The organism is Falsiroseomonas sp. CW058, assembly GCF_050563535.1.
Classification (GTDB): Bacteria; Pseudomonadota; Alphaproteobacteria; order Acetobacterales; family Acetobacteraceae; genus Falsiroseomonas.
The window spans coordinates 78,871-94,789 of record NZ_JBNXUO010000003.1; the positions used below are offsets into that span (position 1 = coordinate 78,871).

A 15,919-nucleotide genomic window follows, 5' to 3' on the forward strand; every position below is an offset into this window, starting at 1 on the left:
CCCCCCAGCGCCACATTCGGTCCAGGGAGAGGTTGATCCTCTCTCTGCCGTGTGACTGGCGTTTCCTCCCTAAACTCGGGCTGCACCCTCACGGGTGCGGCCCTCTTTTCGTTTAGCGGGGCCGCAACCGTTTGCAAAGGAATTTGTGAACACCGAAGCGTGATCCGGGCGCGAACATTTCTTGCGTCTGTCAGCTTGGGTCATTTTCTTGCTGCGGTGCAGCAGATGCAGCAGCCATCCAACTCCGGCCCGGTGCGGCTGGCGCGAAACGGCGCGGAACACTAGGTTCGCGCACCTCTCCCGCCCGCCCGGAGCCATCATCTTGCGCCTCTCCCGTGCCTTCCTGCCGACCCTCAAGGAAACCCCCGCCGAGGCGCAGATCGTCTCGCACCGCCTGATGCTGCGCGCGGGGCTCGTCCGGCAGACCTCCGCCGGCATCTATGCCTGGCTGCCGATGGGCCTGCGGGCGCTGCAGAAGGTCGGCCAGATCGTCCGGGAGGAGCAGGACCGCGCCGGCGCGCAGGAAATCCTGATGCCGACCATCCAGTCGGCCGAGCTCTGGCGCCAGTCCGGCCGCTACGATGCCTACGGGCCGGAGATGCTGCGCCTGAAGGACCGGCATGAGCGGGACATGCTGTTCGGCCCCACCAATGAGGAGATGGTGACCGACATCTTCCGCAGCTACGCGAAAAGCTACCGCGACCTGCCGCGCAACCTGTACCACATCCAGTGGAAGTTCCGTGACGAGGTGCGCCCCCGCTTCGGCGTGATGCGCGGGCGGGAATTCCTGATGAAGGATGCCTATTCCTTCGACCTGACGAAGGAAGGCGCCGAACATTCCTACCGGCAGATGTTCCTCGCCTATCTCCGCACCTTCGCTCGGATGGGGCTGAAGGCCATTCCGATGCGCGCCGACACCGGCCCCATCGGCGGCAACCTCTCCCATGAATTCATCATCCTGGCCGAGACCGGCGAGAGCCAGGTCTTCGTCAGCCGCACCCTGCTGGACATGGACCCGCTGGCCGAGGCGCCCGACTATGACGGCGACCTGAAGCCGCTGGTGGAGGCCTGGACCTCCCACTACGCCGCGACCGACGAGATGCACGAACCGCTGGCCTGGGAAAAGCTGCCGGAGGCCGAGCGCGTGTCCGCCCGCGGGATCGAGGTGGGGCACATCTTCTATTTCGGCACCAAGTATTCCGCGCCGATGGGCCTGTCCGTGCAGGGCGCTGACGGGCAGGCGGTGGTGCCGGAGATGGGCAGCTACGGCATCGGCGTCTCCCGCCTGGTCGGCGCGATCATCGAGGCGAACCACGACGAGGCCGGGATCAGGTGGCCCGACGCGGTGGCCCCCTTCCGTGCCGCCGTGCTGAACCTGAAGCCTGGCGACGGCGCCTGCGATGCGCTCTGCGACAAAATCTATGCGGCGCTCGGCGCCGATGCGGTCTATGACGACCGGGCCGATCGCGCCGGCGTGAAGTTCGCGGACGCGGACCTGATGGGGCATCCCTGGCAGGTCATCGTCGGCCCACGCGGCGCGGCTGCCAACAAGGTGGAGCTGAAGCGCCGCCAGACCGGGGAACGGCACGAGGTCTCGCCCGAGGACGCACTCGGGAAGATCAGGGGCTGACATGGGTCACATGGTTCTGGCGATGGTGGTTGTCGTGCTGCTGCTGGCCGGCGCGACGGGGCTGGAGGCGCTCGGCCTTGGCCAGTCGCTCTGGCTGACGGCGGTGGTGGGCGGGCTCGGCGGGCTCGGCGGCGGCGTCGTGCTCGAGCTGCTGAGCGAGGCTGCGAAGGGATAGCGATGTTCGACGCCTTCGAGCGGGCCGTCGCCTTCCGCTACCTGCGCGCGCGCAAGGGGGAACGCTTCGTCTCGGTCATCGCGATCTTCTCCCTCGTCGGCATCGCGCTCGGCGTGGCGACTCTGATCATCGTGATGAGCGTGATGAACGGCTTCCGGCAGGAACTGCTGGGCCGCATCCTCGGCCTCAACGGCCATCTCGGCGTCTACGGGATCGAGCGCAACATCACCGACTACGACGCCGTGGCAGGGCGCATCCGCGGCCTGCCCGGCGTGGTCAGCGCGACGCCGATCGTCGAAGGCCAGGTGCTGCTGACGAGCGAGCAGGGCGGCGCCTCGGGCGGGCTCGCGCGCGGGGTGAGGCCGGAGGATTTCCGCGCCCGCGGCCTGGTTGCGCAGAACATCCGCGCCGGCTCGCTCGACCGCTTCGCGGGAGAGGATGCGATCGTCATCGGCACCCGCCTTGCGCAGCGGTTGCGCATCACGGTGGGGGACCGCATCACGCTCGTCTCCCCGCAGGGGCGCACGACGGTGTTCGGCACGGTGCCGCGAGTGCGGGCCTACAACGTCGTGGCGCTGTTCGAAGTGGGGATGCACGAATACGACAGCAGCTTCGTCTTCCTGCCGATGCCCGCCGCGCAGGTCTTTTTCCAGACCGGCGACGCCGCGACGCAGGTGGAGGTCTTCGTCCAGGACCCGACCGAGGTGCGCCGCGTCTCCAACGCGATCCGCGGCGCGATGGGCGAGACTCCGGTGCGCATCCTGGACTGGCAGGACGCCAATTCCAGCTTCTTCGCCGCCGTCCAGGTGGAGCGGAACGTGATGTTCCTGATCCTGACGCTCATCATCCTGGTGGCCGCCTTCAACATCGTCTCCTCCCTTATCATGCTGGTGAAGGACAAGGGGCGGGACATCGCGGTGCTGCGGACCATGGGCGCGACGCGCGGCGCGATCCTGCGCATCTTCCTCCTCTGCGGCGCCTCCGTGGGGGTTGCGGGGACGCTGATCGGCTTCGGGATCGGCATCGTCTTCTGCTGGAACATCGAATCCATCCGGCAGCTGATCCAGGCGCTGTCGGGCACGCAGCTCTTCAGCCCGGAAGTCTACTTCCTGTCGCGCCTGCCCGCCGTGGTGGACCCGAAGGAAGTGGCGCAGGTGGTGGGAATGGGCCTCGGCCTGTCGCTGCTGGCCACGATCTACCCGAGCTGGCGCGCCGCGCGGACCGACCCGGTGGAGGCGCTCCGCAATGAGTGACGCGCCGCCCCTCGAACTCCGCGGGGTGGAGCGCCGGTTCCGCACGGAAGCCGGCGAGCTGCCCATCCTGCGCGGCGCGGCGCTGACGCTGCGGGCGGGCGAGATCGTGGCCCTCGTCGCACCGTCCGGCACCGGCAAGTCCACGCTGCTGCACCTGGCGGGCCTGCTGGAGCGGCCGGATGCCGGCGAGGTCTTCGTGGAGGGCCGCGCCGCCGGCACGCTGAACGACGACCAGCGCACCGCGATCCGCCGCGGCACCATCGGCTTCGTCTACCAGTTCCACCACCTGCTGCCGGAATTCACCGCGCTCGAGAACATCGCGCTGCCGCAGATGGCGGCCGGCATCGCGCGGGCGGAGGCCGATGCGCGGGGGATGGAGCTGCTTCGCGCCTTCGGCCTCGGGGGGCGGGAGGGGCACCGCCCCGGCAAGCTCTCGGGCGGCGAACAGCAGCGCGTCGCGATCGCGCGCGCGCTGGCCAACCGCCCGCGGGTGCTGCTGGCGGATGAGCCGACCGGGAACCTCGATGTCGCGACCTCGGACCGGGTCTTCCAGGAATTGCTGGACGCCGTGCGCGGGCATGGGCTTGCCGCGCTGATCGCCACCCACAATCCGGAGCTTGCGGCGCGGATGGACCGTATCGTCACGCTGCGGGACGGGATGGTGGTACCGGGATAGGCGGCGGGGGCGTCGCCGGAAGCACCGGCGTGCCGCCCCCGCAGCAGCATCCTTCCCCGATCGGGTGCCGCCCATGGTAGACTGGTCGGACATGACCGCGCCCTCCTTCATCCATCTCCACGCCCATTCCGCCTATTCGCTGTCGGAAGGCGCGATCAAGGCCGACAAGCTCGTCGCGCTCGCCGCCAAGGACGGGATGCCGGCGGTGGCGCTGACCGACACGGCGAACCTGTTCGGCGCCCTGGAATTCAGCCAGGCGGCGACGGGGAAGGGGGTGCAGCCGATCATCGGCTGCCAGTACTGGCTTGGCCGCGCCGCGACGGAGGAGCCGGGCCGCGGCCCGGAGCACCAGCGCAACCGACCCGACCCGGTGGTGGCGCTGGCGAAGAATGCGACCGGGCTCGACAACCTCCAGCGCCTGTCCTCCGCGGGCTTCCTCGGCAGCGATCCCTCCGGCCAGCCCTGCATCTCGGTCGAGACGCTGGCGGCGCATTCCTCCGGCCTCATCCTGTTGACGGGCGGCACGCTCGGGCCGCTCGGGCGGATGCTGGCGGAAGGGCGGCGCGACGCCGCGGCGCGGCTGCTGGCGCAGCTGCGGGAGGCATTCGGCCCCGACGACCTGGTGGTGGAGCTGCACCGCCACGGCCTGCCCGTGGAACGCGCGATCGAACCCGCGCTGCTCGCCCTCGCGGACGGGGCCGGGCTGCCCATCGTCGCCGCCAACGATGTCTATTTCGCCGAGGCCTCGATGCATGCGGCGCATGACGCGCTGCTCTGCATCGCGGAAGGCCGGGTGATCGCCGAGCCCGACCGCCGGCGCGTGACGGCGGAACACTGGTTCAAGCCCGCCCGGGTGATGCGGGAGCTGTTCGCCGACCTTCCGGATGCGTGCGACAACACGCTCGCCGTCGCGCGCCGCTGCGCGGTGATGGCGGAAGGCCGCAAGCCGGAACTGCCGATCTGCCCCAAGGTCACGCCCGGCATGACCGAGGCGGAGACGGTGGCGGACATGGCGCGCTCCGGCCTCGAATCCCGGCTCGACGCGCAGGGCACGCCGGCGGCGGAGCGGGCCAAGTACCGGGAACGCCTCGCCTATGAGCTTTCGGTCATCGAGAAGATGGGCTTCTCGGGCTACTTCCTGATCGTCGCGGACTTCATCCAGTGGGCGAAGGCGCACGACATCCCCGTCGGGCCCGGCCGCGGGTCGGGCGCGGGGTCGGTGGCGGCCTGGGCGCTGCTGATCACCGACCTCGACCCGATGCGCTTCGGCCTGCTGTTCGAGCGGTTCCTGAACCCCGAACGCGTGTCCATGCCGGACTTCGACATCGACTTCTGCCAGGACCGGCGCGACGAGGTGATCCGCTACGTGGTGGGCGAATACGGCGCCGATCGCGTGGCGCAGATCATCACCTTCGGCAAGCTCCAGGCCAAGGCGGCGGTGCGCGACGTGGGGCGCGTGATGGGCCTGCCCTACGGCCAGGTGGACCGCATTGCCAGCCTCATCCCCTTCAACCCCGCCAAGCCTGTGACGCTCGCCCAGGCGATCGAGGGCGAACCGAAGCTGCAGGAGATGCGCGACAACGACGAGCAGGTGAGCCGCCTGCTGGAAGTGGCGCAGCAGATCGAGGGGCTGTACCGCAACGCCTCCACCCATGCCGCGGGCGTGGTCATCGGGCGCAAGCCGCTGCTGGACATCGTGCCGCTCTACCGCGACCCGCGCAGCGACATGCTCATCACCCAGTATTCGATGAAGTATGTCGAGCAGGCGTCGCTGGTGAAGTTCGACTTCCTCGGCCTCAAGACGCTGACGGTGCTGCAGCGCGCGGTGCAGCTGCTGGCCAGCCAGGGGGTGGCGATCGACCTGGCGAAGATCCCGCTCGACGATGCGAAGACCTACCAGATGCTGGCGAGGGGCGATGCGGCCGGGGTGTTTCAGTTCGAAGGCCAGGGGATGCGCGACTGCCTGCGCATGATGCGCCCCGACCGGCTGGAGGACCTGATCGCCGCCGTCTCGCTCTACCGCCCCGGCCCGATGGCCAACATCCCCGCCTATTGCCAGCGCAAGCACGGCGAGCCGTGGGAGCCGCCGCACCCCGCCATCATGCACATCGTGGGCGAGACCTACGGCATCCTGGTCTACCAGGAGCAGGTGATGCAGATCGCGCAGGAACTGGCGGGCTACAGCCTGGGCGGCGCGGACCTGCTGCGGCGCGCCATGGGCAAGAAGATCCGCTCCGAGATGGAGGCGCAGCGGAAGATCTTCGTCGAGGGCGCCGTGAAGAACGGCGTGCCGGAGGCGAAGGCCGGCGAGATCTTCGACCTGATGGAGAAGTTCGCCGAATACGGCTTCAACAAGTCCCACGCCGCCGCCTATGCGCTGGTCAGCTACCAGACGGCCTACCTCAAGGCGAACCACCCCGTCGCCTTCCTCGCCGCCTCCATGTCGCTCGACCTCGGCAACACCGACAAGCTGGCGGGGCACATGCAGGAGGCCTCGCGCCTCGGCATCGCGGTGCTGCCGCCGGACGTGAACCGCTCCGGCGCGGAATTCGTGCTGGAGACGCGCGACGACGGCAGCATCGCCATCCGCTTCGCGCTCGCCGCCGTGAAGCGCGTGGGCCTCGGCGCGATGAAGGACCTGGTCGCGGCGCGCGACGCGGCTGGACCCTTCCGGTCGCTCTCGGACATGGCGGGCCGCGTCGACCCGAAGCTGCTGAACAAGATGGCGCTGGAGAACCTGGCCAAGGCCGGCGCCTTCGACAGCCTGGAAGGCAACCGCGCGCGGATGCTGGCCGGGGTCGAGGCCGTGCTGCGCGCGGCGCAGGAAGCCGCCGAGCGCCGCGCGAGCCCGACGCGGGACATGTTCGGCGCCGAGACCGCGCCCCCCCCGCTGCGCCTGCCCGAGGCGCAGGACTGGCCGATGCTGGAGAAGCTGTCCTACGAGGCGGAAGCGGTGGGTTTTCACCTTTCGGCCCACCCGCTCGACACCTACCGCAAGGCTCTCCAGAAGCTCGGCGTCGTCTCCTCGGCGCAGATGGCGGACAAGGCACGGGCGGGGGCGGCGCGGATGAAGCTGGCCGGCACCGTGGTCGCCGTGAAGTCCGGCCGCACCAAGACCGGCAACAGGATGGCCTGGGTCCGCTTCTCCGACGCGCAGGGCAGCTTCGAGATCACCTTCTTCAGCGAGACGCTGGTCCGCGCCGGTGACCAGCTGACCGAAGGCGCGGCCCTGGTCGTCACCACCGAGGTCCGGCTGGACGGCGACACCGTCCGCCTGACCGCGCAGGATGTGGAGCCGCTGGACAAGGCGGCGGCGAACCTGGCGGGCGGCGTCAAGCTGTGGCTCGAGCGGACCGACGCCATCGGCCACATCCGCGAGGTGCTGCTGCGGGAGGGCAAGGGCCGCAGCAAGGTCGTCGTCGTCCCCGTCACCGGCCCGGGGCAGGAGGTGGAGATCGCGCTGCCCGGCGGCTTCAACGTCTCGCCCCGGCTGATGCAGGCCATGAAGGTGCTGCCCGGCGTCGCCGAGGTGCAGGAGTTGTGATGCCGCCGGCCGCGGCGCTAGGAAGGCGGGCGTGACGCACCCCTTCCTCGACCTCTCGCCGGACCGCGCGGACGCGCTGCTCGATGCCGCGCTGGAACGCCGCCACGCCATCCGGCTGCGGGAAGCCGCGGCGCCCATCCTGGCGGGGCTGGAGCCGGGGGCGCGGCTGCTTGGCGAACACCTGGTCGAGGAGGTCGCGCGGCTGTCCGCGCGGGTCGATGCGCTGGCCCAGGCGCAGGCCGCCGCCGCGCTGTCGCGCGAGGAGCGGCTGCGGATCGACCCCCTCCGCACCATCCCCGCCGCCCGCCTGGCCGCCGCGGCAGGCGGGGTCGCCCCGCCGGAAGCCGGGCCTGCGGCGGTGGAGGCCGGGGATGACGCCTTCCTCGGTTTCGGCTGGTTCGCGGCGGAGCGGACGGAAGGCGGCTCGCTCCGCTGGTCGGGCGGTGCGCGCTGCGCCACGCTGCTGCTGCCGGCGCTGGGGGGCGGCGACGTCGTGCTGACGCTTGCGCTGCGTTCCCCCTTCGGCGTCCCGCTCGACCTCTCGGGCCAGGACTGGTTCCTCGATGGCGTGCCGCTGTCCTTCGCGACGGTCGGGAACGACGGCACGACCGGCATCTTCGAGGCGCGCGCGACGCTGCCTCCCATGCCCGCCGGCGCGCGCGTGACGCTGCTGCTGCACGGCGCGCAGCACGAGGACCCGGCGACCGGGCCGCGCCGCGACACCCGCCGGCTCGGCCTCGGCCTCGCCTGGGCGCGCATCGAGCGGGCGTGACGCGCATCCTCCTCACCGGCGACGTGCTGCGGCCGCAGGACGATGCCTTCCGCCCGGCGCAGGACGGCAACATTCTCTGGCTGCACCGGCTGCTGCGCCGGCCCGTCTCGGCCGCGACCGGGCTCGACGTCGTCCCGCTCACCTGGGGCGGCGGCTTCGACACGCGGCTGTTCTACGAACTCGCCGGGGTCGCGCCGGATATCGAGGGCTGGGCGGCGCTGTTCGACGCGCCGGACCTGCCGCGGGACGCGGCGGCGCTGCTGGCCGCGTCCTTCGACGGCGCGGCGGCGGTGATCGGGTTCGAACTGGCGGGGCTGCAGAAGCGGCTGCTGACGCGGCTCGGCATCCCGTGGATCGACCTCAACATCCACCCCGTCCGCTTCGGGCCGGACGTGCTGTTCGCCGTGCAGACGGACCACCCGGAGGTGCTGGACGCGCTGCGCCGCCACCACGCCGAGGACCACCTGTTCGAGCCATGGGCCGACCTGATGGCGGCGACCGCCATCAAGATGCCACCCACGCGCCCGGTCACGGAACGCTGCCTGGTGATCGGCCAGACGCGGGTGGACCGCGCGCTGATCGCCGATGGCCGGCTGGTGGACCTGCGGGATTTCGCCCGCCCGCTGCATGCCGCGATCGGGCGGGACGGGCCGGTGCTGTTCAAGCCGCATCCCTACAACCCGGACGGCTTCGGCCTGCACGACATTGGCCTGCCGCTGCGCCGCATCCGCGAAGCGGCGGAGAATGTCTACATCCTCCTCGCCCAGGACAGCGTGCAGCGGGTGGTGGGTGTCTCCTCCTCGGTGGTGGCGGAGGCGCGGTTCTTCGGGAAGGAGGGCCTGTTCCTCGGCACGCCCCCCTTCCAGGTCGCGCCGACCCGCGACGCGCTGGCGCCGGGGATGCATGCCAGCGTGGTCGATGCCTGGCTGTCCGCCGATTTCTGGCGCGACCTGCTGGCGCCGCTGGTGGCGGTGACGCCACGGGACGGGCGGCGCGTCGCGCTCGGCCCCGACGCGCTGCGCAATTCGCTGCGGCAGTACTGGGGACGGGACGAGATCGCTTTCCAGCTACCCTTCGACCTCGCGCAGCGCCGCGCGGCGGAGCGGGACGGCGCCTGAGGGACCGGGCGCAGCACCCGGCGCAAGGTTCTTTCCGATACCGTCATATACGCGACCTTAAGGCCATCCGGGCACAAGCGGTGCCGGCCGTGGCACCGGCCGCCACTTCGGCGGTTGGTGCGCGCGGCGCGCCCTGAGCCGGAGACGCCCGAATGTCCGCGACGACCACACCACCGCAACCCCGGTCCGGATTCAACCCGGCCGCCAATCTCGGCATCCTCGCGAAGATCCTGATCGCGCTCGGCGCGCTGGCCACCGCGGCCGTCATCGTCGGCGTGGTCGCGCTCAGCACGAAGCAGCGCATCGCCGACGACTTCGAGAAGGTGGTCGAGGAGATGATGCCGGGAACGCTCGCCCTGGCGCGGATGAACCGCAACACCAGCGAATTCGCCGCCCTGACCTATCGCGCCATCCTCGCCGCGCAGGACCCGGCGCAGCTGGCGCTGGTGGCCCAGCAGCGCGATGCCGCGGTGCGGACCTTCAACCAGCGCCTGACGGAGGCGCGGCAGCGCCTGCCGCGCAAGGCGGCCGAACTCACCCAGGTCGAGGCAAAGTTCCGCGAGGTCTCCGGCCATGCCGGGGCCGCGCTGGATGCGGCGCGTGACCCGAATGGCGGGCAGGATCGCGCCCGCTCAATTATGCGGGAACGCTTCATCCCCCCCTATGAGGCGCTGCGCGACGAACTCGTGCGCATGACCAACCTGGCCGTGGACGAGGCCGAGGCGGAGAGCGCGAATGCGCGCGCCGATGTCGCCGCGGCGACCTGGACCATCTCCGCGCTGCTCGGTGCGGGGCTGGTGCTGGCCGGCGCGCTTTCCGCCTGGCTGCTGCTGTTCGGCACGGCGCGCCCGGTCGGCGCCCTCGGCGCCGCCACCGCCCGCATCGCGGCCGGCGAGCTGGACGAGCCGGTGCCCGGCACGCAGCGCCGCGACGAGGCCGGCAGCCTCGCCCGTTCGCTGGAGGTCCTGCGCGAGACGGCGCGCCGCGCCCGCGCGCTGGAAGCCGAGGCGACGGCCGCGCGGGAACGTGCCGAGGCCGAACGCCGCGCCGCGGCTCTCGCCTCGGCCGATGGGGTGGAAGCCGCGATGGGCGGCGTGGTGCGCGCCCTCGCGGCCTCCGCGACGGAGCTGCAGGCCACGGCCGAAAGCCTGGACGGCACGGCGCGCCGCACGGCGGAACAGGCGGCCTCCGTCGCCGCCGGCGCGACGCAGGCCAGCGCCAATGTGCAGACGGTCGCCGCGGCGGCGGAGGAGATGAACTCCGCCATCGGCGAGATCACGCGCCAGGTCGGCCAGGCGGCCAACATGGCGCGGCGCGCGGTGGAGGACAGCCGCCGGACGGACGCGACGGTGCGCGGCCTGTCGGAATCCGCCGCCCGCATCGGCGACGTGGTGAAGCTGATCTCCGACATCGCCGGCCAGACCAACCTGCTCGCCCTCAACGCCACCATCGAGGCCGCGCGCGCCGGCGATGCCGGCAAGGGCTTCGCGGTGGTCGCCGGCGAGGTGAAGCAGCTCGCCGCCCAGACCGCCAAGGCGACGGAGGAGATCGGCCGCCAGATCGGCGAGATCCAGGGCGCCACCGAACAGGCGGTGGAGGCGATCCGCACCATCGGCACCCGTGTCGAGGAGGTGGACCAGATCGCCGCCGCCATCGCCGCCGCGGTCGAGGAACAGGGCGCCGCCACGCAGGAGATCGCCCGCAGCGTGGGCGAGGCCGCGCAGGGCACCAACGACGTCTCGGCCAGCGTCTCCCGCGTCACCGCCGGTGTCGAGGAGACGACGCAGGCCCTGGTCGGCCTGCGCGACGCCACCGGCGACGTGGCGCGCCAGGGCACCGCGCTGAAGGCGGCGCTGGACCAGGCGCTGCAGACCATGCGTGCGGCCTGAACCCCGGCGCCCCAGCCGAGGCTCCGGTCAACCGCCGCGGAGCACGCCCAGCGCGCGCTCCGCGGCGGCGTCGATCGCCCGCGGGCCGTGATGCGTCTCCACATGCCGCCGCGCCGCCCGGCCCATCCGCAGCCGCAGCGCCGGGTCGGCCAGCAGCAGCTCCGCCGCCGGGCGCAGCCCCTCGGGCGACACCAGAAGCCCCGCGGTGGGGGGAATGCCGCCATCGATGGTCGCATGCAGGGCCACCACCGGCAGGCCGCAGGCCATCGCCTCCACCGTCGCGCGCGGCAGGCCATCCATGGTGGAGGCATGGACCATGATCGCCGACCGCCGCAGCACGCCGAACACCTCCGGATGCGGCAGCCGGCCCAGGTAATGCGCCTTGTGGCGCCCGCGGGTCTGGCGCCGCTGCGCCGCCAGCAGCGGCCCGGCGCCCACGAAGGCGACGCTGTGGCGTTCCGCCAGCGGCAGCAGCGCCGCCTGGTTCTTCCGCGGCTCGGCGAAGGTGCCAACATTCACGATGTCGAATTCCGGCGCTTCCGGCGGCACGCCGCTGCCGGCCAGCGCCAGGTCGACATGCTTCGGCAGGACCAGCGCGCGCCCCGCCCGCCACAGCGGCAGGAAGCAGCGCGCCAGCTGTTCCCGGTACTCGCCGAGCACGAGCGACGCGCGCGGCAGCAGCGGATCCTGCACCGCCCCGCCGACGACGAGGCCGATGCGCACGCGCTCCGGCAGGCCGGCCTGGAGGTCGGCGTTCACCCGGTAGCCGAGGCCCTTGTACAGCACGGCGTCCGGCGCGAAGGCCGCCACCGCGGCCCGCAGCGCGGCGGAGGTCTGGCGGTGCGGGATCTCGTCCGGGTTGTCGCTGGGGCAGAAGGTCAGCGGGACGCCGAGCATCCTGTCCTCCTCGACCTCCGTGCCCGCATGGATGCGGTACAGCCGCGCATCCACCCCCCGCGCGCGGAAGCCGGCCGCGAGGTGCACGTCGCGCACCGCGCCGCCCATGGAGCGGCTGGCATGCGACATGACGATGGCGATCCGCTCCATCCCGGCGCGCGTCAGGCAGCGGCGCCGCGCGGCGCGAAGGCGGCATCGAGGGCGGCGAGGAAGGCGTCGCGCCCCGGAACGTCCCGCTGCGACGCGGCGATGCGGCCATGCAGCTCCGGCTGCGCGGCATCGACCAGCGCGCGCGCCAGGTCCACGGGCGAGCCGCGGCGGAAGTGCAGCCCGTCCACCCCGTGCTCCACCTTCTCCGCCATGCCGCCGATGTCGGAAACCAGCAGCGGCGTGCCGGCGCGCCGGGCTTCCTGGATCACCACGGGCGAGTTCTCCCACCAGATCGACGGCACCACCACCCAGCCCACCGACCGCATCAGCTCCACCGCATCGGCCGCGTCGTAGCGGCCGAGGAAGGCGAGGTTCTGCCCCGCCGCATCGATCACGCGGTCGATCCCCGGGAAGAGCCGCACCGCATCCTCCCGCTCGCAGCCGAAGACGCTCAGCGTGATGGCCGGGCTCTCGCGCAGGGCCAGGGGAAGGGCGCGCAGCAGCACGTCCAGCCCCTTGTGGGCGCCGGGCGTGCCGAAGAAGCCGAAGCGGGGCGCGAGCCGCGCCGAATCGCCCGCCGCGCGGGGCAGGGACAGTGCCTCGTCCCCCAGGTAGTTCTCGACCACCGCGGCGTGCGGGCCCGTCAGCCCCCATTCCTCGTAGCGGGCGCGGATGAACTCGCTCGGGTACAGCACGGCGTCGAAGCGGCGCAGGACGGAAATCAGCGCGGCCTTGCGGAAGGCGAAGCGTTCCAGCGACTGGTCGGGGAAGCAGGACAGGCAGCGCAGCGGCGATTCCCGCCGGCACAGCTCGCGCGACCGCGTGCGCACCATCTGGCCGTGGTTCAGGCAGATCGCCAGCATCTCGTGCATCGTCATCACGAAGGTCGCGTTCGGCCGCGCCTCCATCAGCTCCGCGATCAGGTCCACCCCGACGCGCCAGACGTGGTGCAGGTGGTAGACATCGCTGCCGAGCCCGGCGAGGAACTCCACCAGCGCGCGGCGCTGCTGCGGGTCGTCCCAGCCCAGGCGGTCCCCCGCCATGCCCGCGAAGGAATAGACGTATTCGTCCGGGCCGTGCGGCAGCACCGTCTCGATCGGGCGGGTGGCGGCGTATTGCGTACCGACTTCGCAGGCGCCGACATAGACCGCCCGCCGCCCGGCGGCGCGCAGCGCATGGAATTCCCGGTGCGCCGCCAGCTCCCCCCCACCCTTCGAGAAGTCGGGGTGGGAATGGGCGAGGATGCAGATGGAACGGCGGGCGGTGTCAGACATGAAGCGGGCGCTCCGCGGGGCGTGCGCCGGGCGCGGCGCCCGCGGCCCAGAGCCGTTCGAGATGGGTGCCCACCAGCTCCGCCGCCGCCCGGCCGCTCCAGGCGCGCGGGATTGGGGCGAATCCGGCCCCGCCGGGCCCGGGCCGCCGCGACCGCAGCAACCGCGCCAGGCTGTCCGAGAGCGCCGGCGCGCAGCCCGCCACGGCGTGCAGCGCCAGGAGCCGCGCGACCTCACCGGCCGGGAGGACATCGGCGAAGGCCTCGGCCGCGCGGTCCGCCGCGACGGACTGCGCGAAGACGGCGGCGTCCACCGCCACGAGGCCGCCGCGGCCGGCGGCTTCCTGCACGGCGCCCATCGCGGCCGCACCGGCAAGCGCCGCCACCCGGCCGCGGCGGGCGAAGACCTCGGCCGCCTCCTCCGCCGCCTCGCCCAGCAGCAGCAGCGTGTCGCAGCGCCGCTCGAACTCGGCCGCGGTGACCTGGAACATCCGCACAGCCGCCGGGTCGTCGATGCCGAGGACGAGGAGGAGGCGCGGCGCGCGCCCGGCGCCGGGCGGCGCGGCCAGCGCGGCGAGGGTGAGCGCGAAGGCGGCTTCCCGCCGGGCCAGCAGGTGGCGCAGCAGGTCGAGCCCCGGCGTCGCGGCGCCGGCCTGCGCGGCGGCGCGGGCGGGGGCGTCCAGCAGGTCCGGCACGGTGGCGGCGGCGGGGCGGATGCGCAGCCAGCCCCGTTCCTCCCCGCGCAGCCGCGCCTCCACCAGCAGCTCCACCCCGCCCAGCCGGTCGGCCCAGCCCGGCGCGATGCGGGCATAGGCCACCAGCGCCTGCGGCAGGCGCGCGGCGTGGCGGTCCGCGACCGGCAGCGCCAGGGGCAGGTCCAGCGCGCCGTCCCGGCCGCGGGGCGAGCCGAGCGGCACGATCGAGGCCTCCGCCTCGGCCGGAAGCGGCCCGCCGGCGCGCAGCACCGCCAGCACCTCGCCCGAGGGGGCGGCCAGCGCCTCGACCTCGGCGAAGGGGGCGTGTTCGGCGCGCCCGCGCAGCACCGGCAGGGCGGCCATCCAGTCCGCGAAGGCGCCGAAGGGGCGGTGCCCATGGCCGAGCAGCGGCGCGAGCGCCCGGTCCTCGGCCGCCGCGCGCAGCAGCGCCGCATTCGCCCGCCCGTCGCGCGCCGCCGTGGCCTTCGCAAGGTCGCTTCCGATGGCCGGGTCGCGCAGGTCCGCGCGCAGCACCGCGCCGCCGGCCGCAAGGGCGAGCGTGACCTCGGGCGCCGCATCGGGCGTCGCGACGACGAGGGTGAAGCCGTTCGCCACCGCACGCCGGGGATCGACCTGCACCGCCGCGGGGGCGGGATGGAAGCTCACATGCTCGATCGCGCAGTCGCCGGCGGCGCCCGCGGAGACGGACAGCCCCGTCTCCGCCCCGCGCGGCGTCACCGCCCAGCCATAGACCGCCATGCGGCGGGATGGCAGCGCGGCGGCGCAGTCCAGCCCCAGCTGCAGGGTTTCATCCACGAAGACGAACACGTCCTGCCTCCGGCATGCCGCAGCGGCCCTCTCTCAAGAGGCTTTGCCCCGGGGTGTCAACGCCCGGGCTCCCGCCCCCAGGCGACGAAGGGGCCGTTGCGGTAGCCCTGTGCGGCCTTGCCGTAGAGGAACGGCGCGCCGTCCGGCCGGGTCACGCGCCCGCCCGCCGCCTCCAGCACCGCCTGCCCCGCCGCGGTGTCCCATTCGCAGGTCGGGCCGAAGCGCGGATAGACATCGGCCTCCCCGTCCGCGACGAGGCAGAACTTCAGCGAGGAGCCGATCGAGCGGCTTTCCGCCACCGGCAGCCGCGCCAGGAAGTCCCGCGTTTCCGCATCGAGGTGGGAACGGCTCGCCACCGCCGTCCAGCCCTCGTCGGGGCGGGGGCGGGCGAGGCTCGGCGTCCACGCCGCCGCGCCGGCATCCGCGCCCGGCGGCAGCACGGCATGTTCCGCCCCATGCCCGACCGCGCCGCGCCAGATGCGCGACAGGGCAGGGGCGTAGACCACTCCGCAGACCGGGCGCCCGCCCTCGATCAGGGCGATGTTCACCGTGAACTCGCCGGATTGGCCGAGGAATTCGCGCGTGCCGTCCAGCGGGTCCACCAGCAGGAAGGCGCCGTCGCCCGGCGGCGCGGGCCGGTGCGCATCCTCCTCCGACACCACGGGGATGCCGGGCGCGACCTGCGCGAGCCCTGCGGCGATCACCGCCTCCGCCGCCAGGTCGGCCTCGGTCACGGGGCTGCCGTCGGCCTTCCCGGCCACCGCGTGCGGGCGCTGCCGGATGGCGATGATGCGGGCCCCGGCCTCGGCCGCGATGGCGACGAGGTGCGGAAGCAGGCTGGCGGGATCGGGCATCGTCGGCGGCGGGTCCGTGACCGGGGAAGGGGATGGCCCATCCGCCCATCTTGCGACGCCGAGCCCGATCATGTGATAGCCTGCCGCCAGGCGGGGTCCTACCCCCGTGACCGCCCTGGAACGGCGTCGCCGGCCTGCGGCGCCGCGGCGCAGGCCCGCCGGGCCGAG

Annotated in this window: 12 protein-coding genes; 8 read left to right on the plus strand and 4 right to left on the minus strand. The window is 72.9% G+C overall.

The genetic code is table 11. The annotated features are described in order from the left end of the window. Window positions 1–322: 322 nt before the first annotated feature. The 8 genes from proS to ACK8OX_RS03800 all read left to right on the plus strand — a co-directional run bounded on the left by proS (window position 323) and on the right by ACK8OX_RS03800 (window position 11,057). Entirely contained in the window at window positions 323–1,630 is a 1,308-nt protein-coding gene (gene proS, locus ACK8OX_RS03765; protein ID WP_430662588.1) for a proline--tRNA ligase, read from the plus strand. Between the two features lies 1 nt (window position 1,631). Next, window positions 1,632–1,805: a hypothetical protein gene (locus ACK8OX_RS03770; protein WP_430662589.1), complete on the plus strand. Its 174-nt coding sequence runs from the start codon at window positions 1,632–1,634 to the stop codon at window positions 1,803–1,805. Between the two features lie 2 nt (window positions 1,806–1,807). Then, a complete protein-coding gene (locus ACK8OX_RS03775; protein WP_430662590.1) occupies window positions 1,808–3,058 on the plus strand; it encodes a lipoprotein-releasing ABC transporter permease subunit in 1,251 nt (416 codons plus the stop codon). Then, a complete protein-coding gene (locus ACK8OX_RS03780; protein WP_430662591.1) occupies window positions 3,051–3,734 on the plus strand; it encodes an ABC transporter ATP-binding protein in 684 nt (227 codons plus the stop codon). The genes ACK8OX_RS03775 and ACK8OX_RS03780 overlap by 8 nt, the downstream gene beginning before the upstream one ends. Before the next feature lie 91 nt (window positions 3,735–3,825). Continuing rightward, window positions 3,826–7,278, plus strand: a complete 3,453-nt coding sequence (gene dnaE, locus ACK8OX_RS03785; protein ID WP_430662592.1) for a DNA polymerase III subunit alpha — start codon at window positions 3,826–3,828, stop codon at window positions 7,276–7,278. Between the two features lie 31 nt (window positions 7,279–7,309). Then, complete coding sequence (locus tag ACK8OX_RS03790; RefSeq protein WP_430662593.1) at window positions 7,310–8,050, plus strand: hypothetical protein; 741 nt, start codon at window positions 7,310–7,312, stop codon at window positions 8,048–8,050. After that, window positions 8,047–9,168 (plus strand): hypothetical protein, encoded by a 1,122-nt coding sequence (locus ACK8OX_RS03795; protein ID WP_430662594.1) that lies wholly within the window; start codon window positions 8,047–8,049, stop codon window positions 9,166–9,168. Before ACK8OX_RS03790 ends, ACK8OX_RS03795 begins: the two co-directional genes overlap by 4 nt. A 152-nt stretch (window positions 9,169–9,320) precedes the next feature. Beyond that, window positions 9,321–11,057, plus strand: coding sequence for a methyl-accepting chemotaxis protein (locus ACK8OX_RS03800; protein ID WP_430662595.1), 1,737 nt, complete (start codon window positions 9,321–9,323; stop codon window positions 11,055–11,057). A 27-nt stretch (window positions 11,058–11,084) separates the two neighbouring features. On the opposite strand, the gene ACK8OX_RS03805 is transcribed toward ACK8OX_RS03800, so the two are convergent. From ACK8OX_RS03805 to cysQ, 4 genes are all read right to left on the minus strand, one after another. Next, complete coding sequence (locus ACK8OX_RS03805) at window positions 11,085–12,104, minus strand: glycosyltransferase family 4 protein (RefSeq protein ID WP_430662596.1); 1,020 nt, start codon at window positions 12,102–12,104, stop codon at window positions 11,085–11,087. Window positions 12,105–12,115: 11 nt separating this feature from the next. Then, on the minus strand, window positions 12,116–13,378 hold the full coding sequence (locus ACK8OX_RS03810) for a glycosyltransferase (protein WP_430662597.1): 1,263 nt from the start codon (window positions 13,376–13,378) through the stop codon (window positions 12,116–12,118). Then, window positions 13,371–14,885, minus strand: a complete 1,515-nt coding sequence (locus ACK8OX_RS03815) for a hypothetical protein (RefSeq protein WP_430662598.1) — start codon at window positions 14,883–14,885, stop codon at window positions 13,371–13,373. The genes ACK8OX_RS03810 and ACK8OX_RS03815 overlap by 8 nt, the downstream gene beginning before the upstream one ends. Window positions 14,886–14,953: 68 nt before the next feature. Continuing rightward, window positions 14,954–15,751, minus strand: coding sequence for a 3'(2'),5'-bisphosphate nucleotidase CysQ (gene cysQ / locus ACK8OX_RS03820; protein ID WP_430662599.1), 798 nt, complete (start codon window positions 15,749–15,751; stop codon window positions 14,954–14,956). Window positions 15,752–15,919: the final 168 nt, after the last annotated feature.